We start from the raw sequence: 24,544 nt of genomic DNA on the forward strand, positions 1-24,544 counted from the left end.
TGCTCGGACTCCCTGCCCAACCAGGCGATACGGTCACCAGGACGCAACCCCGCCGCCTGGAGACCACGCGCCACCTGGTTGCTGACACGATGCAGGGTGGCGTAGTCGACGCGCCGGCCCTCGCAGATCATGGCGACGGCGTCCGGCTGCTGGGCGGCGTGCCTGCGCGCCACGTCGACGAGCGTGCGCAACTGAACAGTCACCGGGTCCTCCTCAGTGGGCGTACGGATGGGGGCGACTCACGCCGCGTCAGCCGCGAGACGCATACCGGGCGGGTTGACCAGAGCCATCCGCACCTCGCCCTCGGCGATGCCGCCGTTGTCGTCCCAGAAGCGCCAGGGCATGTCGATGATCTGGACCGGCTTGCTGCGGTTGCGCTCGCTGAACTCCGCGAAGACCACCTCGCCCCGGAACGACGACGAGTCGATCGGCCGCCGGAACTTGCTGGAGAAGTGCGTGATGAGCATGTCCGGGAGCTGTTTGGCCCAGTAGTCGTCCATCGTCCACGCCGACAGCGCGGGGACGGCCTGCTCCTGGACACTCTTGGCGACCAGGTAGTAGTAGAGCTGGTTGAAGCAGATGTTCACCTCGACGGAGTTGAGGTGACCGGTGTCGTCGATGTAGCACGGGTACGGGATGGCGAACTCGCCCTGCGCGCTCGCCAGCCCGTTGGCCGCGGTGAGAGTCGCGGACTTCAGGTACTGGGTCTTCGCACCGGCGTACGGACGCAGGACGTCCGCCAGCAGTACCGGGTCGTTGGCAAATGTCGCCCGCCCGATCGGCGCGCTGTTCTTGACCGGCGATGTTGTCATCGCTATTCCTCCTTTGCGCACGAGTGCGAAATTGAACGTAATCGGCGCGTGTCCATCACCCGGTAACAGTGGAAGAACTGGCCGCGCGGGCCCGGCCGACCAATCGGTCCAGCAGCATGTCGGAGGTGAGCGACAGGTCGGTGAGCAGTGGTTCGGTCGACAGCAGGGCCAGGTGCATCGCCTGGATCCGTTCCGAGGGCTCGATGCCGAGTTCGCCCAGCATCCGTCGCCGGAACCGCCGGTAGACCTCCAGCGCCGCCGGCGTACGGCCGGAGCGGTGCAGCGCGAGCATCAGCATCGCGTGCGCCGACTCGTGCAGCGGGTGCTCGACGACCAGCGACGCGAGTTCGGAGGTCGTCTCCCGGTGCCGGCCCAGGCACAGGTCGGCGTCGATCCTGGTCATGTACGCGTAGAACCGGCGCTCCTCCAGCCGCGCCGCCTGGGCGCGCAGCTGCGGGCCCCACTGGCCCTGGTGCACGACGTTGCCGCGCCACAGCGCCAGCGACCGGCGCAGGTGCGCTCCCGCCTGCTCGTAGTCTCCCGCGCGCATCGCCGCGGTGCCCGCCGTGACCAGGTCGTCGAACTCGAAGATGTCGAGCTGCTTCGGGTCCACCCGCAGGGTGTAGCCCCCGGAGCAGGTGAGCAGGACCTCCCGCGCGACGTCCTCGACGGACCCGCCGAGCACCCCCCGGAAGAGCTTGCGCACCTTGAACATGTACGTCTGGAGGGTGGCGTGCGCGGTGCGCGGCGCCCCCGAGCTCCACAGCTCCCGGACGAGCACCGACGCGCCGACCGGCTGGTTCGCGTTGAACAGCAACGCGGACAGGACCAGCCGCAGCTTCGGCGCGCTGGGCGCGATGTCCACCCCGTCGTACCGGATGACGAGCGGGCCGAGCAGCTCGAACCGCACGCCGGCGAGCGGATTCTCCGCCGGCCGACGCGCCGGCGGTGCGGCCGGTGGCAGGTCGGGGCTACGCCCGGTCCCCGGTGCGGGGCCGGTCGCCGACTCCAGCAACGCGGCGAGGAGTGTCAGTTTCTCCTCGTGCGACATCGAACCCAGTTCCGCAAACTTGGTAACCATTTCGCCGACCTCGCTATCAATCGGATCCACCGCACTTTCCACCGCCGACGAGTGGCGTCGGCGTACTGGATCCGCGACGGGAGCGACGATTCCGACCAGGGGGAGTCAGGACAGGCTTCCACGCTATTCCCAGCGAGGGTCGAGCCGATAGTGACCGCGTCATGGACCGACGTGACCAAACGAGGGGCCACCCTGTGACGGCGGCACTTGCCCGCAGCCCGCGCCGCCGGGAGGCTGACTGGAGGCACGCTGGAGCGCCGCTGGAGTGGTGCTGGTCGAGCAGGGGGCAGCCATGTCGGATGGGGACGCGCAGCTTCGGGTCGGGTTCAGACGACACCTGAGGACCCACGTCGTACGCGGAGACGCCGTCTACGTGCTCTCCGAGCGCGGTGCCACCTCGGTCAGCGGCGCACACGTGGAGGCCCTGGCGCCGCTGCTCGACGGCACCCGTGGTCTCGCCGAACTCGTCCGGGACAGTCCACCCGGGATCTCGTCGGCCGAGATCGGCACGGTCGTCCGGCGGCTCGTCGACGCCGGCCTGGTCACGTTGCGGCCCGCGGCGCAGGCGACCGCCGGGGAGCCCGCGCTCGCGTACTGGGAGGCGGCGGGCCTGGACGCCACCGCGGCCGTACGGGCCACGGCCGCCGCCCGGGTGGAGCTCGTCCACGTCGGCGGCGACCCGGTGGGCGCCGGGGCGGCAGAAACCGCGCTGCGGGCGGCAGGATTGACGGTGACCCAGGTTTCCGGGAACTATTCGGGCTCCCCCGCCGACTTATCGATTGTGCTCTGTGCGGACTATCTCGACGAGGGGCTGGCGGCCGTCGACGCCGCGCATCGCGCCGCGCGCCGGCCCTGGCTCCTCGCGAAGCCCGGCGGCGCACAGGTGTGGGTGGGGCCGGTGTTCGACCCCGCCGCCGCGACCGCGTGCTGGCACTGCCTGGCGCACCGGCTACGCGGGCACCGTCAGGCCGAGACGCGCCTGCGCGCCGTCGCCGGGCCCGGCACGGAGGTCACCGCTCCCCCCGTGTCGCTGCCCCCGCTCGGCGCCGCCGCCCTGCACCTGGTGGCGCTGGAGGCCACCAAGTGGACGGCCGGTCTCCGCCACGACGGGCAGCGCGCGGTGTGGACGCTCGACAGCCTCACGATGCACGGCACCCACCACGAGGTGCGCGCGCGGCCGCAGTGCCCGGAGTGCGGCGATCCCGGCATCGAGCGCGACCGGGCCTTCCGCCCGGTGCCGCTGCGCAGCCGGCCGAAGGCGTCGCGCTCCGGCGGCAGCCACCGCGCCCTGCCCCCGGAGCGGGTGCTGCAGGACTACGGGCACCTGGTGAGCCCGGTCAGCGGCGTGGTCAAGGAGATCAGCCGCGACGGGCGGGGCCCGGCCTTCCTCAACTCGTTCCGCTCCGGACCGAACCTGGCGATGACGACGCGCAGGAACGCCGAGCAGATGCGCTTCGCGCTGCGTGCCGAGAACGGTGGCAAGGGCGTCACCCCCCTGCACGCCGAGGTGAGCGCGCTCTGCGAGGCCGTCGAGCGGCACAGCGCCTACTTCCACGGCGACGAGGCCCGCGTCACGGGCAGCTACGCCGAGCTGGCCGGCACCGCCATCCACCCCGACGAGTGCCTGCTGTTCGACGAGCGCCAGTACGCCGACCGGGCCCGCTGGAACGCCACCTGCTCGCCGTTCCAGTACGTCTGCGCGCCGTTCGACGACGCCGCCGTGACGAGCTGGACGCCGGTGTGGTCGCTCACCGGGCAGCGGCACCGGCTGCTGCCCACCTCGATGCTCTACTTCAACGTGCCGGAGGAGCACGGCGGCGCGTCGCTGTGCGCGGACTCCAACGGCAACGCCGCCGGCAGCAGCCTGGAGGACGCCCTCCTCCAGGGCCTGCTGGAGCTGGTGGAACGCGACGCGGTGGCCCTGTGGTGGTACAACCGCACCCAGGCTCCCGCGGTCGACCTGGACAGCTTCGGCGACCGCTGGATCGACGAGCTGCGCGAGGTCTACGCGGGCCTGCACCGCGAGGTCTGGGTCCTCGACGTGTCGTCGGACGTGGGCATACCCACCATGGCCGCGCTGTCCCGGCGCACCGACAAGCGGTGCGAGGACATCATGTTCGGATTCGGGGCGCACCCGGATCCGCGTGCGGCCTTGGTCCGCGCGCTCACCGAGATGAACCAGTTGATGCCGACCGTGGCGGAGGTCGGCGGCGACGACGACGGCGGGTACGGCTGGTCCGATCCCGACGCCGTACGGTGGTGGCGCACCGCCACCTGGGCCGGGGACGCCTACCTGCGGCCCGATCCGGCGGTGCCGGCGCGCCGGCTCACCGACTACCGCCACGCCCCGACGGACGACCTGCTGTCGGACGTCCGCTCGGTGCAGCACAGGCTGGAGGCGCTGGGGCTCGACGTGCTCGTGCTCGACCAGACCCGTCCGGACGTCGGGCTCCCCGTGGTGAAGGCCATCGTGCCGGGGATGCGCGGCTTCTGGGCGAGGTTCGCGCCGGGCCGGCTCTTCGACGTCCCGGTGCAGCTCGGCAGGCTCGACCGTCCCACGGAGTACGAGAACCTCAACCCGATACCACTTTTCGTGTAGAGCGGGCGCACGCGGCGTCACCGCCACGCCCGTCGAGGAGCCAGGTTGCCATCCGACGCCGACACCTCCCGCCCCGGACCGAGCCTGTCGCTGTGGTCCTTCCGGGACGACGTGACCATCGAGACGGCTGAGGACGGCGGTCTGACGGTCCTCAGCCGCTGGGGCGACGTCCCGGTGGGCCGTCCCGCGCCCTCGGTCGAGGAGGTCCTGCACCGGATGACGTACGGGCCGGTCGCGCTCGGCAACGTCGCCGGGTTGGACGCGCGTGCCCTCAGGTCGGTCTTCGACCGGCTGCCGGGCCGGATAGTCCGCTCCCTCGGCTCGCGGGACTCGCCGGTGCCGCTGCTGTCCGTGCAGCCGGTGTCCCCGCTGGGGGTGCTGGAGCTGCCGGAGGTGGCCGGGGACCGGCCGTTGCGGCTGTCCCGGTTCGCGTTCGCGCACCAGCGCGACGGCGAGCTGGTGATCGAGTCCCCGCTGTCGCACCACCGGGTGGTGCTGCACCGGCCGCAGGCGGCGCTGGTGCTGGGCGCGCTTCCCCGCGCGACCACCATCGTGGAGGTCGCGCGGAGGGTCGACCTGGCGCTGCCGGTCGTGGCCGACGTCGTCGCCCACCTCGCCGGCGCGGGCATGGTCGTCCTCGGCGAGGACGGCACGTCGGTGTTCCGCGAGGACACCGATCCCACGCTGCTGCTCTGGTCGCCGTACGACCTGTTGTTCCATTCGCGCAGCCGGCTCGGCACCCACGACGAGCCCGCCGGCGCGACGTTCCGGCACGTCGCGACCCTGCCGCCGCCGGCCGCCGCGAAGCCGGCGCCCGACGGGCCGCGGATCCCGATGTACCGCCCGCCCGCGTCGGTCCCGCACGGGATGACCCTCACCGAGGCCATCGACGGCCGCCGCTCCGTGCGGACGTTCGCGGACGCGGCTCCGTCCGCCCGGGAGCTCGGGGAGCTGCTGTTCCACGCGGCGCGGGTCCGGATGCAGGCCACGGCCACCGCGCCCGACAACGTGCGGTACACGGTGACGCGGCGTCCGTACCCCAGCGCGGGTTCGCTGTACGAGCTGGAGCTGTACCTGACGGTGGACCGCTCGCCGGACCTGCGGCGCGGCATCTACCACTACAGCCCGGCCGAGCACGCGCTGACGCTCGTCAACGCCACCCCGGCCGACGTCGACGAGCTGCTCGACAACGCGCGCGTGTCGATCGGCGGCCGGCGGCCTCCACCGGTGCTGATCACCATGACGGCGCGCGTGGGACGACTCTCCTGGGTGTACGACAGCATCTCCTACGCCACCACCCTGAAGCACGTCGGCATGCTCCAGCAGACGCTCTGCCTCGTGGCGACGATGCTCGGCCTCGCCACGAGCGCCCTCACCATGGGCGACGCCAGGGTTTCCGCGTCGGCGTTCGGGCTCGACTGGCCGGCGGAGGTCGGAGTCGGCGAATTCGCCATCGGACTACCCGAAAACGACATTTCCTGTAACGAGGAGTATCTGGGCGTACACGGAATGTAAATGAGCCGATCGGCCTATGGTAAATGGCTTTGCAGCAGTTCACGCGAAGGCGCGGAAAAAGAGCATTCATGATACGTGCGGACGCGTGATAGAACGGGGTTAATTGCGCCGGCCCGACAGGGGATGCCAAGTTGATCAAGGTGTTGTTGGCCGAGGACATGCACATGGTCCGCGATGCGCTGGTCGCGTTGCTCAACCTCGAGCCGGACATCGAGGTCGTCGCCGCGGTCGCCTCGGGCACGGAGATCCTGCCCATGGCGCAGCGGTTCCGGCCCGACGTCGCGGTCATCGACATCGACCTGCCGGGCAAGGACGGGCTCTCCGCGATCGGCGACATCCAGGCCCACCTGCCGGAGATCCGCACCCTGGTCCTGACCGCGCTCGGCCGGCCCGGCACCCTGCGCCGGGCGCTGTCGGCCAAGGCGACCGGCTTCCTGCTGAAGGACGCCCCGACCGAGCAGCTGGTCGACGCGATCCGCAGCGTCGCCGCCGGCCGCCGGGTCGTCGACAGTCAGCTCGCGATGTCGGCCTGGGACAGCGCCGAGTGCCCGCTCACGGCGCGCGAGACCGAGGTCCTGCGCCTCACCGCGGAAGGGCTCCAGGCCGTCGACATCGCGGCCCAGATGTTCCTGTCAGTCGGGACCGTCCGCAACTACCTCACGACGATCGTCAACAAGCTCGCCGCGCGCAACCGCGTCGACGCCATCCGCCTCGCCCGGGAGGCCGGCTGGCTGTGACCGGGACGGCTGGTGACGCTCCTGGCGCAGCGGCACCTCGGCGTGCAGCCGGAACCGGTCCGGCTGCTGCTCGACCGTCAGCGATCCGCCGATCTCCTGGGCGCGTACGGACAGGTTGCGCAGGCCGTTGCGGCCGCTGCTCGGATCCCTGGGCGGCCCGACGGCCAGGTCGTCGTTGACGATCTCGATCCAGGCGTCGTCCTGCGTCTGGCGGATGGTGATGTCACAGCGCCTGGCCTTGCTGTGCCGCAGGATGTTGGTGACCCCCTCCCGCAGCACCGTGGCGAGCACCGTGCTCACCTGGACCGGCAGGTCGAGGTGGTCGCTGTCCAGCCGCACCTGGATGTCCGCGGCGCTGAGCACCGACACGGCGGAGCGGCACTCCTCCTCCAGCGACAGTTCGCGGTAGCCGCTGGCGACGGTCCGCGCGTCGGAGAGGGCGACCCGCGATATCTCCAGGATCTCCAGCAGGTGGTCGCTCGCCTCCTGCGGGGACTTCTCCATCAGCCGGTGCACCAGCTCGATCTTGAGCGAGATCGCGGAGAGGCTGTAGCCCAGCAGGTCGTGCAGGTCGCGGGCGAAGCGCAGCCGCTCGCGCAGCACCGCCATGCGCGCGATCTCCGCGCGGCTCTCCTGCACCTCGACGACGAGCGCGGTCAGCCGGGACAGCCCGTACACCACGAGCCCCGTCGTGACGGTGGAGATCGCGGTGTAGAGCATGTCGATCGGCGCGCGGGTGAACAGCCACTGGGCGAGGGCCATCGACAGCACGATGAAGGAGAAGGCCGTCCAGGCCGGGATGGCCCGCAGCACGAGCAGCACGCTGCCGGCCAGGAAGCCCGGCATGCCGACCCACGCCTGGCCGAAGATCAGGATCGGCAGGTAGACCAGCGCCGCCTGGGCCGCCAGGAGGCCGAAGCCCAACGGCGACCGGAGGCGCCCGTGGTCCCGGCCGTACCACAGCAGCTGCATGGCCATCAGGGCGGCGATGCACGTGAACGACAGCGCGATGGCGACCGGGCCGACCGGCAGGAACATGACGTGGAGGAAGCCGATGAGACTGATGCTGGCGAAGACGGCGGTGACGACGCCCATCGCGAGACGCGGCGCCGGTAGCGGCGCGGCCCCTCGCGATAATGAGCGCCCTGATGTGACGGTGAGGTTCACGGCAGCAGCGCTCTCGTGTGCTCTAGCGCAGCCGGTGTACGTCCCGAGGCCAACTCGCCCCGTACCTCGTTCGGCCGGCCCCCCGCCGACCGCGATGCCCGCTGGCGGGCGTCGGTCCAACAACCACGGCACACTCTCCCCAGTGATCGACCCGACGGCGGGAATGGTCCTCGTCAGCCCGCGCGAGCCCGTGCGGGCGAGCGGACGCCCACCCGGCGCCCAAAGCCCACAGAGTTGTTACGCAACGCAAACGTTTTTGAACAGATTCCCGACCGCGAATTGCGATGTGCCCCTACGGACACCTTCCCCCTTGAGGGTCGACCCTTCCACAAAAAAATGACGATCGTCAAGCACTCACCCCTACCCACGGCAGCGCGAAAGGGTCCTAATCGATGCTAGGGAACATTTGCCACCGTCACGTCATATCCTCTAGTCGGGACATTTGACGCGGTGACCACCGCGGGCCGCCGGGGCAGCGCCGGACGCGGTCGCGGAGCCGGTGCCAGCACCGACGCGAGGTCGCGGCGGGCCCGCGCGACGCGGGAGCGGATCGTGCCCACGGGGCAGCCGCACAACTCGGCCGCCTCCGCGTATCCGAGGCCGACCACCTGGGTCAGTACGAACGCGGCGCGGCGGGCCGCGGGCAGCGTACGCACCGCGAGGTTGAGCGCGACCGTGTCGTCCGGGCCGGGCAGGTGGTGGGCCCGCGACCGCTCCGCGCTGGCCTGCCAGTCCGGGACGGACACGGTCCGGGGCCGGCACGCGGCAGCGCGGAAGTGGTCGGCGGCCACGTGCCGCGCGATGGCCAGCAGCCAGGCCCGCGCGTGGTGGCGCCCGGTGAACTGGTGCGCGCTGCTCAGCGCGCGTACGAACGTCTCCTGCGTCAGGTCCTCGGCGTCGGCGTGCCCCACCAGGTAGACCAGGAAGCGCCAGATGTCACGCTGCGTGCTGCGGACGAGCGGGTCCCCCGCGGAACGGTCGCCCCGCCCGACGGCCAGGACCAGAGCCGTTACCGCGCTTTCTCCCAGTGACTCCGACATGTATTCACGTTATCGGTCCCGAATGCGGGGAAGAACGGCTTCCAGTGGTAGTCCAGCCGACCTCATCGCCGGGAACCAGAATTCGTTGGAACCATCTGACCAGGGTGCTTCGCATGGCGGGGATCGCGCGGGCGGGACGGCTGCGCACGGGCGCGGGCAGACACGGCGACGGGGCCGCCGTCGGACGTACGCCCGACGACGACCCCACCTGCGCGCCGCCGCACACCGCGGCGCGGACGCGTCCGCCGACCCCTCGACTCAGCCGGCCCGGGCCAGCGGCCGGGCACCGTACGTGACGCGGACGACCCCGTCGTCGTGACGTTCCGTCTCGGCGGTGACCCCGAAGACCCCGGAGAGCACCTGGGGCGTGAGCGCCTCCAGCACCGGCCCGGACGCGACCACCTGCCCGCGGTCCAGCACGACGAGGCGGTCGCAGCTGCGCACCGCGAGGTCCAGGTCGTGCAGCACCGCCAGCGTGGTGACCGCCAGCGTGTGCACCAGTTCCAACAGCTCGAAACGGGCCCGGATGTCCAGGTGGTTGGTCGGCTCGTCGAGCACCAGCAGCTGCGGCTGCTGGGCGAGCGCCCGGGCGAGCAGCACGCGCTGCCGCTCGCCGCCCGACAGCGAGCCGTAGATCCGCTCCGCGTGCCCCAGCATGCCGGTGCGCTCCAGCGCGTCGGCGACGATGTCGTGGTCATCGGTCGTCTCGCGGGCGAACACCCCCTTGTGCGGCGTACGGCCCAGCGCGGCGACCTCCCGCACGGTCAGCCCCGGCGGGGTGGGGCTGTTCTGCAACACGGCGGCGGTGCGCCGCGCGGCCGCCCGCGCCGACAACGACCAGACGTCCTCCTCGCCGAGCAGCACCTGCCCGCCGGCGGGCCGGACCGACCGGTAGATGGTCCGCAGGAGCGTGGACTTGCCGCTCCCGTTGGGACCGATCAGGCCGACGACCTCGCCGGGCGCGACCTCCATGCTGACGTCGCGGAGGATCGGCGTGGCGCCGATGGAGACACACACCTGCTGCACCTGAAGCTTCATGAGTGGGACAGGCTCCTATCCCGGCGCATCAGCCAGATGAAGAACGGTGCGCCGAAGAGGGCGGTCAGGATGTTGAGGGGCAGCTCGTTCGGCGGATCGACCGTCCGGCACAGCAGGTCGACGATCACGAGGTAGACCGCGCCGACGAGCGCGGCGAGGGGCAGGACCCGGCGGTGGTCCACGCCGAACGCGAGCCGCACCAGGTGCGGCACCATCAACCCGACGAAGCCGATGCCCCCGGCCACGGCGATGAGCACGCCCGCGAGCAGCGACGTCAGGACGATCGCCACGATCCGCAGCCGCTTGACGTCGATCCCCAGGGCGGTCGCCGACTCGTCGCCGGTGACGAGCGCGTTGAACTGCCGGGCGTACAGGGTCAGCAGCAGGGTCACCGCGAGGACGACCACGCCCGCGACCTGGAGTTGCTCCCAGCGGGCGCCCGCGACGCTGCCGAGCAGCCAGAACATGATCTGGCGCATGTTGTTGGGCGTCGTCTGCAACTGGAGCAGGCTCGTGATCGAGGTGAACACGTAGCTGATCGCGACCCCCGCGAGCACGAGCCGGACCGGGTTGAGCCGGCCCTGCTGCTGCCCGAGGGTGAAGACCAGCGCCACCGCCAGCATCGCGCCGACGAACGCCGCGCCCGACACCCCGAGGCCGCCGGCCGCGCCCGCGCCCAGCGCCATGACGGTGACGGCGCCGACCGAGCCGCCCGCCGACACCCCGAGGATGAAGGGGTCGGCGAGCGGGTTGGCCACGAGGGCCTGCAACACGACGCCCGCCACCGCGAGCCCAGCGCCGCAGAGCGCCGCCAGCAGCACCCGGGGGATCCGGAAGGTCCAGACGATCTGGTCGTGGGCCGGGTCCACGTCGGCGGTCGAACCGGTCAGGTGCGCCCAGACGATCCGGCCGGTGTCACCGACGGAGACCTGCACCGACCCGACGGCCGCCGCGACGAGGACCAGCACGACCAGCAGTACGCCGAGCACGAGCAGACACAGCGGAAGGGGCGCGCCGTGCAGTGGGGCCGGGCGGGCGGCGGTGCCTTTCGGCGCGGCCGTCGCCCGGCCCTTCACGGAACGTGACATCGTGGTCATGGCGCTCAGAACGCCTCGGGGTGGGCGGCCTGGGCGATCTTCTCGACCGCGAGGTGGTTGCTCGGGCCGAGGAAGACCGAGTCGGAGAGCACCACGTAGCGCTTGTTCTTCGCGGCGTCCCACTGCGGGAACTGGGCGAGCAGCTTCTGCGCGTCCGCGTCCGGGTCCTTGGACATGTAGTTGACCACGAGCAGGGTGTCCACGTCGGCCTTGGCGACCTGTTCGCGGGAGAGGTTGGCGAACGTCTGGTCCGTGGCGCCCTCGAAGGCGTTCACCGCCCCGGCCTTGGCCATGACGTCGTTCCAGAGCCCGTTGCCCCCGACGGAGCTGAACTCGCCGCCCATCGCCATGCCCGGGATGATCATCATGACGTTCTGCTTCGGCAGGTTCGCGGTCTTCGCCCCGACGGCCGCGATCCGCGCCTGGGAGTCGGCGATGACCTTCTCGGCGCGCTCCGACACCCCGAAGATCGCCCCGAGGTCGCGCAGCATCGCGTAGCTGTCCTCGATGGTCGGCTTGCCCGTGACCGTGCCGACTTCGCCGCACGAGCTCTTCGGGGCGTACGTGTTGGCCCCCACCGCCGCGAGGTCGTCGCGGGTGGCGAAGCCCGCCTCGGCGCGGAAGCCCCCGTCGTACGTGGAGATCACGAAGTCGGGCGTCAGCCCGATCATGGCCTCGCGCGGGATGTCCGACATGTCGTTGAGCTTGATGTTCCCCGACGGCAGTTGCTTGATCGCGTCGACCCGGCCGTCCACCTCGGAGGCGCCGTAGGACTGCGCGTTCGCCACGATCCGGTCGGCGACGCCGAGTTCCAGCAGCGCGGAGACCTCCGCCACCGACCCGCCGTTCATCACGACCACCCGGCTCGGCGCCTGCTTGTAGGTGTACGACTTGCCGCAGTTGGTGATCGTCACCGGGTAGCCCGCCTTCGGCGGCTCGTTCGACAGTTCGGCCTCGCTCCTGGCCGCCGTGCAGGCCGTCGAGAACAGCAGGGCGGCGACCGCCGCCGCGAGGGGGAATCGCTTGAGTTTCATCCGGTCCTCCGAGCAGTTGACGTGGCGACGGGCGTCGGCGCCGCCGCCCCTTCCGGTTCCGCTGCCGCGGCAGTGGGCTTGGGCAGGTGGTGCAGACGGACACTGACCAGGCCGGCGCAGGTCGCGGAGGCCGCGAGCAGGAGCGCGGTGGCCGCGAAGGCCGTCGCGTGGTCGGCGAAGGGCACGCCGGGGTCGCCGGGCGTCGCGCCGAGCACGGTGCGGTACCAGACGCCGGCGACCGCGACCCCGAGGGCGAGGCCGAACTGGGTCACGGTGGTCGCCATGCCGGACGCCGCGCCCGCCTCGGCGGGCCGGACCCGGCCGAGGATCCCGGCCACCAGCGGCGAGACGACCAGCCCCTGCCCGAAGCCGGCCAGCGTGACCACCGCGACGAGCATGGGTGCCTGCGCGGACTCGGGCGCCTGGACGACGGCCGCGCTGGCCAGCAGGACGGCGGCGAGCAGGCCGCAGCCCACGGCCGGGGTCGGTGCCGGGACCAGGCGTCCCACCCGGCGGCTCGCCGCGGAGCCCAGCGAGAAGCCGATGCCGAGCGGCACGAACATCAGCGCCGCCGTGAGCGGCGTGAACCGCAGCCCGGTCTGGAGGTAGTAGGTGAACACGAGGAAGAGCCCCGAGTTCGTGGCGAACAGCGCCAGCACCGTCAGCAGGGAGAGCCGCATCCCCGGGGCGGTGACGACCCGCGGCGGGAACAGCGGCTCGCCGCCCTCGCGGTGCAGGCGCCGCTGCTGGTTGACGAGCACGACGGCCACGACGAGCGCGATGGGCACCCCGAGCCAGAGCCACGCCGGGCCGCCCGGCCCGAAGACCAGGGGCACGAGCAGGGCGGGAGCCGCCACGATGGTGAGCGCCGCGCCCGCGAGGTCGAGGCGGTGCGGCGCCTTCGGCACGGTACGCGGCAGGACGCCGCCCAGCGCCAGGATGACGATCCCGACGGGCACGTTGACCAGCAGCGCCGGCCGCCAGCCGAGGCCGAAGATGTCGGCCTCGACGATGAGCCCGCCGCCCGCGATGCCGCTGATCACGCCCAGGCCGATGACGACGCCGTAGACGCTGATGGCCCTCGCCAGCCGATCCGGGTCCTGCATCGTGGCCCGGATGATCGCGAGCACCTGGGGTGCCATGAACGCCGCCGTGGCGCCCTGTAGGAAGCGGGCCACGATGAGCAGGTCGGCGTCCGGCGCGATCCCGCACAGCAGCGAGGTGACGGTGAAGCCGGCGACGCCCCAGAGGAACACGGTGCGGTGCCCCAGCCGGTCGCCGAGCCGGGCGCCGGTGACCATCAGGGCCCCGAACGCGATCACGTACGCCGCGCCGACGAACTGGATCTGGTCGAAGCCCGCGTCGAGGTCGCGCTGGATGGACGGGCTGGCCACGTTGACCACGAACCCGTCCACCTGGGTCATGAACGTCGCGGCGAGGACCGCGCCGAGTCCGAGCCACTCGCGTCGTTCGCTCATGCTGCCCTCCGAAGGTCGTCGACAGGTGCGAGGACGGCGCCGATCCGCGCCAGGGGGCCGGCGGCGAGCATCCCGTCGTGGGTGCAGTCCAGCCGGTGCACGTCGATCCGCCCGTCGACGTGTGGCTCCCAGCTCGCCGGTCCGGGCCAGTCCGGTGTCTTGCTGTCGGTCGCCTCGACGACCAGCACGTCGCCGGTGAGGCGGCGGGGCGTCCAGTCGGCGATGAGCCGCGAGTTGCGGGCGAAGGCGTCGTACGCGAGGCGACGCCGCGGCTCGTCGAGGCCGCCCAGCGCGGCCTGCCCGAGCACGGCGGCGGCCGCGTCGTGCTCGCCGGGCGGCGGCAGCTCCCGCCAGGCGGCCGGCACCGGGTACGAGTCGAGCAGCGCCAGCAGGGCCACCGACCCGCCCGACTCCGTGAGCTGCGTGGCCATCTCGTGGGCCACCAGCCCGCCGAACGACGCGCCGAGCAGGTGGTACGGCCCGTCGGGCTGGACCTCCCGGATGCGCCGTACGTGGTCGGCGGCCAGCTCGGCGACGCTCGCGCACCCACCGGCGGCGACCGACTGGAGCCCGTACACCGGGCGGTCGGGCAGGCTCGCCAGCAGCGCGGCGTACGACCACGCCAGCCCGGTGGCCGGCGCGACGCAGAACAGCGGCGGCCCGCTCCCCCGCGTACGCAACGGGAGCAGCACCTCCGTCGAGCCGTCGCCGGTGTCCGTGGCGAGCGCCGGCGCGAGCCTCGCGACGGTCGGCGCCTCGAACACCGTCCGGATGCTGATCTCCACGCCGAACTCCGCGCGCACCCGGCCCATGAGCCGGGCGACGAGCAGGGAGTGCCCGCCGAGCGAGAAGAAGTCGTCGTCGATGCCCACCTCCGGCAGGCCGAGCAGGTCGGCGAAGAGGCCGCACAGCACCGTCTCGCGTTGGTCGCGCGGCGCGCGGCCGCCGACCGTCGCGGTCAGGTCCGGCGCGGGCAGCGCCGCGCGGTCGAGCTTGCCGTTCGTGGTCCGGGGGATCGCCGCCAGCGCGACGAACGCGGGCGGCACCATGTAGTCGGGCAGCCGCTGCGCCACGAACTGCCGCAGCGCGGCGGGCTCCGGCGCGGCGTCGCCCGCCGGCACGACGTAGCCGACGAGCCGCAGCTGGCCCGGCGCGTCCTCGCGGGGCACCACCGCCGCCTGGGCGACGTCGGGGTGGGCGAGCAGCACCGCCTCGATCTCCCCCGGCTCGATGCGGAAGCCCCGGATCTTGACCTGGTCGTCCGCGCGCCCGAGGAACTCCAGCGTGCCGTCGGGCCGCCAGCGGGCGAGGTCGCCGGTGCGGTACATGCGGCCACCCGGGGCCCCGAACGGGTCCTCGACGAACCGCTGCGCGGTCTGCTCCGGACGCTCGTGGTAGCCACGGGCGACCGGGGCGCCGGCGAAGTACAGCTCGCCGACCGTGCCGGGCGGCACCAGCCCGCGCGCCGGGTCCAGCACGTACGCCCTGGTGTTGGTGAGCGGCCTGCCCACGATCGGCTCGGCGCTCTCGGCGAGCCGGCACCAGAGGGTGTCGACCGTGCACTCGGTGGGGCCGTACAGGTTGTAGACGCTCATGCCGGCGTCGCGCAGCGCCGTCCAGAGCGCGGGGCCGGTGGCCTCGCCGCCGAGCGCGAGCACGGCGGGCCGGTGCCGGCCGGCGTCGAGGAACCCGTTGGCCACCAGCTCCTCGGCGTACGTGGGGGTGATGTCCATGAAGTCGATCCCGTGCCGGTCGATGTAGTCGAGCATCGCGGCCGGGTCGCGGCGCCGGTCGTCGTCGACGAAGTGCAGCTCGTGGCCGTCGAGCAGCCACAGCAGCCCCTCCCACGAGGTGTCGAAGGACAGCGACGCGGAGAGCGCGGCCCGCCGCACCCGGCCGGCGGACTCCGGGCGGATCATCGTGTCGCGGTGGTGGTGGAAGAGGTTGACCAGGCCGCCGTGCTCGACCACGACGCCCTTGGGCACGCCGGTGGAGCCGGACGTGTAGATGAGGCAGGCCGCGTGCCGCGGCGCGAGACCGGTGTCCGGGACGGGCGCGTCGGCCGTACCGGCCAGCTCCGCGGCGGTCGCGGGGGCGTCCAGCAGCAGGACCGGTACGTCGGTGTCGCGGTGCCCGGCCCAGAGCGCCACGGTGCTGACCACCGCGACGGGCGCGCTGTCCGCGAGCATCGCCGCGACGCGCCGGGCGGGCAGGTCCGGGTCGACGGGCACGTAGGCCGCGCCCGCCTTGAGCACGGCCAGCAGCGCCACGATCGACTCCGAGGTGCGCGGCAGCAGCAGCGCGACGTACCGGTCGGGGCCGGCCCCCCGGGCGACGAGCAGGGCGGCGAGGCGGTCGGCGAGGCGGTCCAGTTCGGCGAAGGTCAGCGTGGCATCGCCGGCCACCAGCGCCGTCCGGTCCGGCGTCGCGGCGGCCTGCGCGGCGAACAGCGCGGGTACGGTGACCGCCGGCAGGGGCTTCGCCGTGTCGTTCCACTCCTCCAGCAGCAGCCGGCGCTCGCCGTCGAGGAGCAGGTCCACGTCCCCGACCGGCGTGTCGGGGGCGTGCGTGGCGCGGCGCAGGAAGGCCAGGAATCGGTTCAGGTGGCCGGCGAGTTCGTCTTCGTCGTAGCAGTTGGGGTTGGCGTCGAGGACGATCCGCAGGCCGCTGCCGTCGGCGTGGTCGTAGACGTGCACGACGAGGTCCTCGACGAGCCCGGCGCTGACGTTGCGCACGAGCCCGCGAAGTCCGGCGAAGCGCAGGCCGTAGTCGAACGGCATGATGTTGACCGAGGGCCCGAAGAGCTTGCGCTCGCTGGCGACCAGCCGCAGATCGCGGCGCAGCTGCTCGTAGCGGTAGCGCAGGTGCGGGCGCGCCGACCGCACCTCGTCGCCGACCTGTGCGGCGAGGTCCGCCAGCGTGGCGGTGGGCTCGACGCGGACCCAGAGCGGCACGACGTTGGTCACCATGCACGGCACCCGCAGCGACACCGAGCCGAGGCGGGACATGACGGGCAGCGCGAGGGTGAGTTCGTCGGCGCCGGTCATCCGGTGCAGGTACGCCGCGAAGGCCGCGATGACCGTCTCGCTCCAGGTGGTCCCGGTGGCCTTCGCGACCGCCTTCAACGCGCCGATGCCGGCGGCGTCGAGGTCCTCGCCGACGCGGTGCACGCTGCGGGCCAGCTTGCCGGAGCGGCGGGCGAGTACGACCGGCGCCGGCCTGCCCCGCGCCCGGGACGTCCAGTGCTCACGCGCGGCGGCGTACGCGTCCGAGTCCGCGTAGGCCCGGTCCTCGTCGACGACGGCGGCCAGGGAACCGAACGTGCGGGGCGGCGGTTCGCGTCCCTCGACGAGCGCGGTGTAGCGCTGCGCCACCCTGCGGGCGACGAGGGACAGCCCGTACCCGTCCAGCGCGATGTGGTGGGCGCGCTGGTACCACAGCACGTGCTCGGGGCCGAGCCGGAAGATCGCGTGACAGAACAGCAGGTCCTTGCGGAGGTCGACGGCGACCGCGAGGTCCGCGCGCATCCAGGCCAGCGCGGCGGCGAGCGGGTCGGCCTCGCCGCTGGTGTCGACCTGGTGCACCGGCCACGGCTCGTCGTCGCGGGGGCGTTGCCACGGGCGACCGTCGGCGTCCTCCTCGAACACCATGGTCAGCGCCTCGGCCTCGCCGGTGGTCCCGCGCACCGCCTCCTCCAGCAGCCGCAGGTCGACCGGGCCACGGATCTCGACGTACTCGGCGGTGTTGTAGGCGGAGCTGTCCGGGTCGAACTGCTGGCCCGTCCAGATCCCCTCCTGCGCGGCGCCCAGCCGCAGCGCCCCGTCAGCCATCGCGGCCCGCCACCAGGTCCACCCAGTGCCCCAGCGTCGGCTGCTCGGCCAGCTCGACGAAGCTGACCTCGGCGCCGGCGTCGCGCCACCGCTCCATCAGCATCATCAGCCGCATCGAGTCCAGGCCGGAGTCGAACAGGTTCTCCTCGTCGGTGGTCTCGTCCGGGAGGCGGTAGAGCATCTCCGCGACGTCCGCCCTGATCGTCGTTGCCGTCAACTGATCTGCCACGTCATGCCTTCCCGTGTGTGTGAGGTGGACACGGGTGGAATCCGGCGATCGGCGCCGCCGGATCCCACCCGGGAACGAACGTCCATGAAGGACTAGGCCGCCGCGTCGACGTCGTCGTAGACGGTGACCCGGTACGACACCGCCGGCTCCGGCGTCGCGGTGTGCAGCGCGCGGTGGACCAGGGTGCGGTTGTCCCAGAGGAGCATGTCGCCCTTCTCGAACGTCTGGAGGTGGATGTTCTCGTGCTCGTAGGTGCGGTCGAGCTGGCCCGTGGCGGTCAGCAGCTCCGTCAGCAGCTCCGGCTGCTCGTTGCCGTCCGCGTCCCGCACCGATGAGGTGAAGCCCTCGCTGATGTAGAGCACCGTCTCCCCGGTGTGCGGGTGGGTGAAGGTGGTCTGGCTCGTCACCGGCGGGGTCTTCGCGTTGACCTCCTCGATGAGCTCGGAGATCGGCCGGTAGACGTCGGTGGGCCGGATCTTGAAGTACCGCAGCACGCTGTGCGTCGCCGTGGTGTCCTTCACCGCCAGCTTCAGCTCCTCGGTCAGCTTCTCGTACGCCGTCGCGAGGTTGATGAAGTACGTGCCACGGTTCTTCGTCGGCACGACCTGCGGGTAGATCAGGGTGATGTCGAAGGGACGCTGCATGAACTGGTAGTCCGAGTGCCAGAACTTGCCGGTCTTCGGCACCCCGACCTGGCGGCCGTCCTCCTCCTTGACGTTGGAGGAGACGAACACCTCCTTGACCTCGGGGTGGTGGTAGACCGGCTCGTAGTACTCGGCGACCCGACCGAGCCGCTCACCGAGCGCCAGGAACTGTCGCGGCGACAGGTCCTGGTTCTTCAGCACCACGATCTTGTTGGTGTAGATGGCCTTCTTGAGTTCGACGATGTCCTGCGCCGGGGCGGTTTCCGCGTCGAAACCCTCCACGATGACGCCGAACTTCTTTCCAGCCTGCGGGGTGATTTTCATTCGCACTCCTCTGAGCGGTGGCGCCGCGAATCCGACACCTCAGTAGTCGCGTCCGATCGGACAACAGTTCCCGCCCCGACAGGTGCCCGGGGCCGAAATTCCAGGTCAATTACCAGGTCGTGGGTTCACATTTCCGCGGGCTCCTTCGCGAATGTCGGCCTGCCGTTCCCACAGCTGGGCATGGCAGGCGTAGATGACGGCCGCCGCGCCTTCCGGGTCGTCGCGGACGACGAAGTGACCGCTGCCGGGAATGACGAAGTGCTGTGCCCTCGGCAGCATCCGCCGGGCCCGGACCGCGTCGCGCAGCGGCACGACGCGGTCCTGGTCGGCCCAGACGAGGTTCACCGGAGTCGTGTCGTCGACCTCGGCGGCCCGGAACGCGTAGCGGCCGGCGTACCGGCACAGCGTCGAGACGTCGCTGGCGATCATCGACGTCACGTCGGCGGCGACCGCCTCCGCCCGCAGGGCGACGGGCCGGGCCGACACGTTGCCCATGACGAACCTGCGGACGCAGCTCCTGGCGAGCAGCCGCCCGCGCGTCCGGGGCCCCACCGCGGCGGTGATCCGGAGGATCGCGTGGGTCCGCACCACGCACACGCAGGCGTGGCAGGCCGCCCGGAACCCGATGCTGCACAGGGCGGTCACCGCCGCGACGGGCACCCGCCGCGCCAGTTCGAGCGCGATCACCCCGCCGAGCGAGTGCCCGACCACGTGCGGCCGGCGCAGCCCCAGCGCGGCGATGCGCTCCGCCACGTACTCGGCGAGGCGCGGCACGACGTCGCGGCCCGACGCGAGCCCCGGCACGCCGCCGTGACCGGGCAGGTCGATCGCGAGGGTCCGGGCGAACCCCGGAATGCGTTCGACGACGGCGTCCCAGCTCGCCCGGCCGAGACCGGCCGCGTGCAGCAGAAGGAGCTGCGGGTCCTCCGCGAGCCGGCTCTGCTCGGCCATGGTGCGGCTCCGTTCTTTCCGTCCGGACGTGGCCGTCGCGGCACGTGGACGTGTCAGGAGGCGCTGACCATCGGCGCGCGCGACGCCTCGGTCGTGTCGGCCCGCTCCGGCAGGTCGGCGCCCGCGTGTGCCTTGAACCGCCGCAGGCGCAGGCTGTTCGTCACCACGAACACCGAGCTACCGGCCATGATCAGGCCCGCCAGCATCGGATTGAGCAGCCCGCTCGCCGCGAGCGGGATGGCCCCGACGTTGTAGGCGAAGGCCCAGAACAGGTTGCCCTTGATCGTGCCGAGGGTGCGGCGCGACAGCCGGATGGCGTCCGCGACCACGCGCAGGTCACCGCGGACGACCGTCAGGTCGCCCGACTCGATCGCCACGTCGCTGCCGGTGCCCATCGCGATGCCCAGGTCGGCCTGCGCGAGCGCCGCGGCGTCGTTGACGCCGTCGCCGACCATCGCGACGACCTTGCCGTCGGCCTGGAGCCGCTTGACCAGGTCGACCTTGCCGGCGGGGAGGACGTCGGCGACGACGTCGTCGATCCCCACCTCCGCCGCGATCGCCGCCGCTACCGCGGCGTTGTCGCCGGTCAGCAGGATCGGGTGCAGCCCGAGCCGCTTGAACTGCGCCACCGCCGTCCTGCTGGTGGGCTTGACCCGGTCGGACACGACGAGGATGCCGCGCACGGCGCCGTCCCAGCCCACCATCACCGAGGTACGGCCCGCCGCGTCGGCCGTCGCCTTGGCGGCGGCGAGCTCCGGGGGCAGGTCGGCGGCCCACGAGCCGAGCAGCGAGGCCCGGCCGACGATCACCTCGTGCCCGTCCACCGTGCCACGCACACCCACCCCGGTCTCGCTGGTAAAGTCCGCGACCGCGGGCAGTTCGCCGCAGCGTTCCCGCGCCCCCGCCACCACGGCGCGGGCGATGGGGTGCTCCGACGCGTTCTCCAACGCGCCCGCGAGTCGCAGCAGCTGGGCGTCGGTCACCCCGTCGACGGGCACGACGTCCACCACGGACATCTCGCCGGTGGTGACCGTGCCGGTCTTGTCGAGCACGACGGTGTCGACGGTCCTCGTCGACTCCAGCACCTGCGGGCCCTTGATGAGGATGCCGAGCTGCGCGCCCCGGCCGGTGCCGACCAGCAGCGCGGTCGGCGTCGCCAGCCCCAGCGCGCACGGGCAGGCGATGATCAGGACGGCCACCGCCGCGGTGAACGCGGCCGCCGCGGGTTGGCCGGAGCCCAGCCAGTAGCCCAGCGTGGCGAGCGACAAGGCGATCACCCCGGGCACGAACACCGCCGACACCTGGTCCGCGAGCCGCTGCACGTCGGCCTTGCCGGTCTGCGCTTCCTCGACGAGCCGGGCCATCTGCGCGAGCTGCGTCTCGCCGCCCACCTTCGTGGCGCGGACGACGAGCCGCCCGCCGGCGTTCACCGTGGCGCCGACGACCTCGTCGCCGGGCCCCACCTCGACGGGTACGGACTCGCCGGTGAGCATGCTCGCGTCGACCGCGGAGGAGCCCTCCTCCACGACGCCGTCGGTCGCCACCTTCTCCCCCGGCCGTACGAGGAACCGGTCGCCGACCGCGAGCGCCGAGATCGGCACCAGCACCTCGACGCCGTCGCGCAGCACCGTCACGTCCTTTGCGCCCAGCGACAGCAGCGCCCGCAGCGCGGCGCCGGAGCGGCGCTTCGCGCGTGCCTCGAAGTATCGGCCGCAGAGGATGAACAGCGTCACGCCTGCGGCGACCTCCAGGTACATGTTGCCCTCGCCGGGCGTCCGTTCCAGCGTGATGCGGAACGGGTGACGCATGCCGGGCTCGCCGGCGGTGCCGAGGAAGAGCGTGTACAGCGACCACACGAACGCGGCGATGGTGCCCACCGAGACCAGCGTGTCCATCGACGCGGCGGCGTGCCGGAGGTTGGCGAAGGCGGCCCGGTGGAAGGGCCACGCCCCCCACACCACGACCGGCGCGGCCAGCGTCAGGCAGGCCCACTGCCAGTACTCGAACTGGAGCTGGGAGAACATCGACATCGCGATGACCGGCACGGCCAGCACGGCGACGACCCAGAGTCGGTGCCGGGCCGCCCGCAGCTCACGCTCGTGCTCGGCCGCCTCCGCGGCGGCCGGGTCCGGGGCGTCCGCCGCCGGGGCCGAGGGCGGCTGCACCGGCCGGGCCGTGAAGCCGATCTCCTCGACGGCGGCGATCACCCTCTCCTGCGAGACCTGCGGCGCGACGAGCACCTTCGCCTTCTCGGTGGCGTAGTTAACCGTCGCCTCCACGCCGTCGATCGCGTTGAGCTGCTTCTCGATGCGCGCCGCGCAGGCCGCGCACGTCATGCCGCCGATCAGCAGTTCCAGTTGGTTGTCAGTCCTGGCCGTGCGCGGTGTCACCAGCCGGGCCGTGAAGCCGATCTCCTCGACGGCGGCGATCACCGCGGCCTGCGAGACCTGCGGCGCGGCCAGGACCTTCGCCTTCTCGGTGGCGTAGTTGACCGTCGCCTCCACGCCGTCGATCGCGTTGAGGCGCTTCTCGATGCGCGCCGCGCAGGCCGCGCACGTCATACCGCCGATCAGCAGTTCCAGTCGGTTCTCAGCCGTGGCCATGCGGGGTGCCTCCCTCCGTGGCGCCGCCGGACGTGTCGGCGGGGACAGCGGCTCCGCCGTTGCGCACGGCCTCCTCGTTGCGTGCCTTGGCCGCCGCGAAGGCCTCCTCGCTCAGGCCGTGCGGCGGCGGGTTGGGGCCGTTCACGCGCAGGGTGAACGCCGCCGTGCGTACGACGCCCTGGTGCTGGAAGTCCAGGAACAGCCGGTAGTCGCCGAAGCTGGGCGCGGTGGCGTGGAACAGGATGTCCGGGCCGGGGGCGGTCTGTCCGTCGCCCGGCGTGCCGTCCGGATGCACGTGCAGGTACGCCATGTCGCCGTCGCGGAGCGCGACCAGGTGGCCGAAGGCGCCGAGGTACGGCTCCAGGTCGGTGACCGGCTTGCCGCCCTTCGCGACGCTGAGGGTCAGCTTGCCGCTCTTGCCGGGCGTCAGCTCGCCGCCGAGCGTCACGGTGTAGCCGTCCACCGTCGCGGTGGTCGAGGGCGCGGGCAGCGCCTCCGGCCGGAAGTCGCCCGACACGGACACGTCCGCCCCGAGCGTCTCGCCGTGGATGCCCCACAGCGGCATGTAGTCGGCGAAGATCCGGTACTCGCCCGCCGCCGCGAAGGTCAGCGGCACCCGCCACACGCCGTCGGAGCCGAGGTTCGGGTGGACGTGCTGGAAGTTCGTCAGGTCGCGCCGCGCCACGATGAGGTGCATCAGCTTCTCGTGCTGCGGCTTGTACTTCATCAGCGGCGTACCGTCGTGTTGCAGGATCTGGAAGGCGAAGGTCTGCTTCGTGCCCGCCCGGACGTTGTCCGTGATCACCTTCAGGTTCATGCTCTCGTGGGTGATGGCCAGGCCGTACGAGGACTCCTCGGCAGCGGCGGCCGGCTTGGCGGCGGGTGCGGGCGCCGGTGCCGCCGTCGGCGGGGGCCCCACCACACGGCCGACGGTGTAGGCGCTTCCCAGCACCAGCACCAGGGCCAGTGCGAACGCACCGAGTTTCGTCACTATCTTCATGATCATCCGTCCTGAGTCGACGCGATTGGCGTGGAGGCCGCCCCGCTCCACCGCAGCAGGCAGGCCCCGAACGACATGCCGCCGCCGAACGCCAGCAGGAGGACGAGGTCGCCGTCGGAGAGCCGTCCGGCCCGGTTGGCGTGGTCGAGGGTGAGCGGCACCGAGGCGCTGCCGGTGTTCGCGTACTCCTCCACCGTGCGGTGGGTCTGCGCGGCGGTCAGCCCGCACGCGCGTACCAGTTCGTCCAGCAGCATGCCGTTGGGCTGGTGGGGCACGACGTGCGCGATGTCGGCCGGGTCGACGCCCGCCCTGGCCAGCAACTTGTCCACGAACGGCGGGACCTCCTGCAGGACCAGTTCCGTGACTCCCCGGCCCTGCATCCGGAAGAAGTGGCCGCCCTCGGCGAGCGTCGCCGCCGACGCCGGCAGCCTGCTGCCGCCCGCCGACACCCGGATCAGGTCACCGGCGTCGCCCCGGCTGGCCATCTCGTACTCGATGACGCCGCGCCCCGCGGGCACCGCCCCCACGACGGCCGCGCCGGCGCCGTCGCCCAGCAGCACGGCCGTGCGCCGGTCCTCGAAGTCCAGGATGCGTGAGTAGACGTCGGCGCCGACCACCAGCGCGTGGGTGCCCGGCCGGTCGGCCACCAGCGACCGCGCCAGCACCAGGGCGTGCACGAATCCCGCGCACACGGCGTTGACGTCGAAGCAGGCGGCCCCGTACGCGCCGAGGCGTTCCTGCACCAGGCAGGCCGTCGGCGGCTGGGGCTGGTCCGGGGTCGACGTGGACACGATGAGGTAGTCGACGCGTTCGACGCCGAGGCCCGCGTCCCGCAGCGCGCGGGTCGCGGCGTGCACGGCGAGGTCCGAGGTGGCCTCCTCCGCCGCCGCGAACCGGCGCGAACGAATGGCGGTCTTACGCACGATCCATTCCGGGCTCGCGCCCGGCACGCGACGTGCGATTTCCTCGTTCGACAATGCTCGCGTGGGCACCCAGGATCCGGTGCCCAGAATTCCGACGGATGAGGACACAACAGCCTCCACAGAGAAAAGGCGTTCCTTGCCTGCAAATTAGCCGAGCGGAAGCATCGACCGCAATCACGAACGCCACCACCCCACACCGGCCGTCGGGCAAATTACCGAACGATGGCGGAAACAATTTCGCAGCGATGGAACGTGCAATTTCCCGGCCCTTCGGCACACGGTTCACCCGTGCAGTTCCTCCCGGGCCGGACATGACACGGCACGGGTGGGACATGCCGATGACCACCGCCATGCTGGCGGGACGACCGATCGCGTGGCGGGGGCCCCGCGGCCCGTCCGGCGCCCCCGTACGGGCGGGCCGGCCGACGTCGGCGCCATTCCT

Annotated in this window: 19 protein-coding genes; 3 read left to right on the forward strand and 16 right to left on the reverse strand. The window is 72.2% G+C overall.

The annotated features are described in order from the left end of the window. The 3 genes from AC5L34_RS28980 to AC5L34_RS28990 all read right to left on the reverse strand — a co-directional run. A partial coding sequence (locus AC5L34_RS28980; protein WP_494827825.1) for an AMP-binding protein occupies nt 1-203 on the reverse strand: 203 nt, incomplete at its 3' end. Nucleotides 204-239: 36 nt separating this feature from the next. Continuing rightward, entirely contained in the window at nt 240-812 is a 573-nt protein-coding gene (locus tag AC5L34_RS28985) for an FcoT family thioesterase (protein WP_101414446.1), read from the reverse strand. A gap of 55 nt (nt 813-867) precedes the next feature. Beyond that, nucleotides 868-1,893: an AfsR/SARP family transcriptional regulator gene (locus AC5L34_RS28990; RefSeq protein WP_441178189.1), complete on the reverse strand. Its 1,026-nt coding sequence runs from the start codon at nt 1,891-1,893 to the stop codon at nt 868-870. A gap of 292 nt (nt 1,894-2,185) precedes the next feature. On the opposite strand from AC5L34_RS28990, the gene AC5L34_RS28995 reads away from it, so the two are divergent. From AC5L34_RS28995 to AC5L34_RS29005, 3 genes are all read left to right on the forward strand, one after another. Next, nucleotides 2,186-4,492 carry a TOMM precursor leader peptide-binding protein gene (locus AC5L34_RS28995; protein WP_441178190.1) on the forward strand — a complete coding sequence of 769 codons (2,307 nt, stop codon included), beginning with the start codon at nt 2,186-2,188 and terminating at the stop codon, nt 4,490-4,492. Between the two features lie 45 nt (nt 4,493-4,537). After that, complete coding sequence (locus AC5L34_RS29000) at nt 4,538-6,007, forward strand: SagB family peptide dehydrogenase (RefSeq protein ID WP_441178191.1); 1,470 nt, start codon at nt 4,538-4,540, stop codon at nt 6,005-6,007. 140 nt (nt 6,008-6,147) lie between these two features. After that, entirely contained in the window at nt 6,148-6,744 is a 597-nt protein-coding gene (locus tag AC5L34_RS29005; protein ID WP_441178208.1) for a response regulator transcription factor, read from the forward strand. Here AC5L34_RS29005 and AC5L34_RS29010 read toward each other — a convergent pair. The 13 genes from AC5L34_RS29010 to AC5L34_RS29070 all read right to left on the reverse strand — a co-directional run bounded on the left by AC5L34_RS29010 (nt 6,640) and on the right by AC5L34_RS29070 (nt 24,222). Next, the gene (locus AC5L34_RS29010) at nt 6,640-7,839 is read right to left on the reverse strand and encodes a histidine kinase (RefSeq protein ID WP_441178192.1); all 1,200 of its coding nucleotides are present in this window, start codon (nt 7,837-7,839) and stop codon (nt 6,640-6,642) included. The genes AC5L34_RS29005 and AC5L34_RS29010 overlap by 105 nt on opposite strands. A 467-nt stretch (nt 7,840-8,306) precedes the next feature. Next, a complete protein-coding gene (locus AC5L34_RS29015) occupies nt 8,307-8,951 on the reverse strand; it encodes a sigma-70 family RNA polymerase sigma factor (RefSeq protein ID WP_441178193.1) in 645 nt (214 codons plus the stop codon). 258 nt (nt 8,952-9,209) lie between these two features. Beyond that, nucleotides 9,210-9,989: an ABC transporter ATP-binding protein gene (locus tag AC5L34_RS29020; protein ID WP_441178194.1), complete on the reverse strand. Its 780-nt coding sequence runs from the start codon at nt 9,987-9,989 to the stop codon at nt 9,210-9,212. Then, a complete protein-coding gene (locus AC5L34_RS29025; protein WP_441178195.1) occupies nt 9,986-11,077 on the reverse strand; it encodes a FecCD family ABC transporter permease in 1,092 nt (363 codons plus the stop codon). The genes AC5L34_RS29020 and AC5L34_RS29025 overlap by 4 nt, the downstream gene beginning before the upstream one ends. 14 nt (nt 11,078-11,091) lie before the next feature. Continuing rightward, on the reverse strand, nt 11,092-12,120 hold the full coding sequence (locus AC5L34_RS29030; protein ID WP_101414440.1) for an ABC transporter substrate-binding protein: 1,029 nt from the start codon (nt 12,118-12,120) through the stop codon (nt 11,092-11,094). Continuing rightward, nucleotides 12,117-13,598, reverse strand: coding sequence for an MFS transporter (locus AC5L34_RS29035; protein ID WP_441178196.1), 1,482 nt, complete (start codon nt 13,596-13,598; stop codon nt 12,117-12,119). Before AC5L34_RS29035 ends, AC5L34_RS29030 begins: the two co-directional genes overlap by 4 nt. Beyond that, nucleotides 13,595-17,428, reverse strand: a complete 3,834-nt coding sequence (locus AC5L34_RS29040) for an amino acid adenylation domain-containing protein (protein ID WP_494827831.1) — start codon at nt 17,426-17,428, stop codon at nt 13,595-13,597. Before AC5L34_RS29040 ends, AC5L34_RS29035 begins: the two co-directional genes overlap by 4 nt. After that, the gene (locus AC5L34_RS29045; RefSeq protein ID WP_441178198.1) at nt 17,421-17,657 is read right to left on the reverse strand and encodes a phosphopantetheine-binding protein; all 237 of its coding nucleotides are present in this window, start codon (nt 17,655-17,657) and stop codon (nt 17,421-17,423) included. Before AC5L34_RS29045 ends, AC5L34_RS29040 begins: the two co-directional genes overlap by 8 nt. Before the next feature lie 92 nt (nt 17,658-17,749). Next, a complete protein-coding gene (scoE, locus tag AC5L34_RS29050; RefSeq protein ID WP_441178199.1) occupies nt 17,750-18,625 on the reverse strand; it encodes a (3R)-3-[(carboxymethyl)amino]fatty acid oxygenase/decarboxylase in 876 nt (291 codons plus the stop codon). Between the two features lie 105 nt (nt 18,626-18,730). Next, nucleotides 18,731-19,576: an alpha/beta fold hydrolase gene (locus AC5L34_RS29055; RefSeq protein WP_441178200.1), complete on the reverse strand. Its 846-nt coding sequence runs from the start codon at nt 19,574-19,576 to the stop codon at nt 18,731-18,733. A 53-nt stretch (nt 19,577-19,629) separates the two neighbouring features. Then, complete coding sequence (locus AC5L34_RS29060) at nt 19,630-22,179, reverse strand: heavy metal translocating P-type ATPase (protein ID WP_494827834.1); 2,550 nt, start codon at nt 22,177-22,179, stop codon at nt 19,630-19,632. Beyond that, the gene (locus AC5L34_RS29065; protein ID WP_441178202.1) at nt 22,166-23,179 is read right to left on the reverse strand and encodes a DUF8832 domain-containing protein; all 1,014 of its coding nucleotides are present in this window, start codon (nt 23,177-23,179) and stop codon (nt 22,166-22,168) included. The genes AC5L34_RS29060 and AC5L34_RS29065 overlap by 14 nt, the downstream gene beginning before the upstream one ends. 2 nt (nt 23,180-23,181) lie before the next feature. Beyond that, on the reverse strand, nt 23,182-24,222 hold the full coding sequence (locus tag AC5L34_RS29070) for a 3-oxoacyl-ACP synthase III family protein (protein WP_494827836.1): 1,041 nt from the start codon (nt 24,220-24,222) through the stop codon (nt 23,182-23,184). Nucleotides 24,223-24,544 lie beyond the last annotated feature (322 nt).

It is taken from the genome of Micromonospora sp. ZG13, from assembly GCF_059359355.1.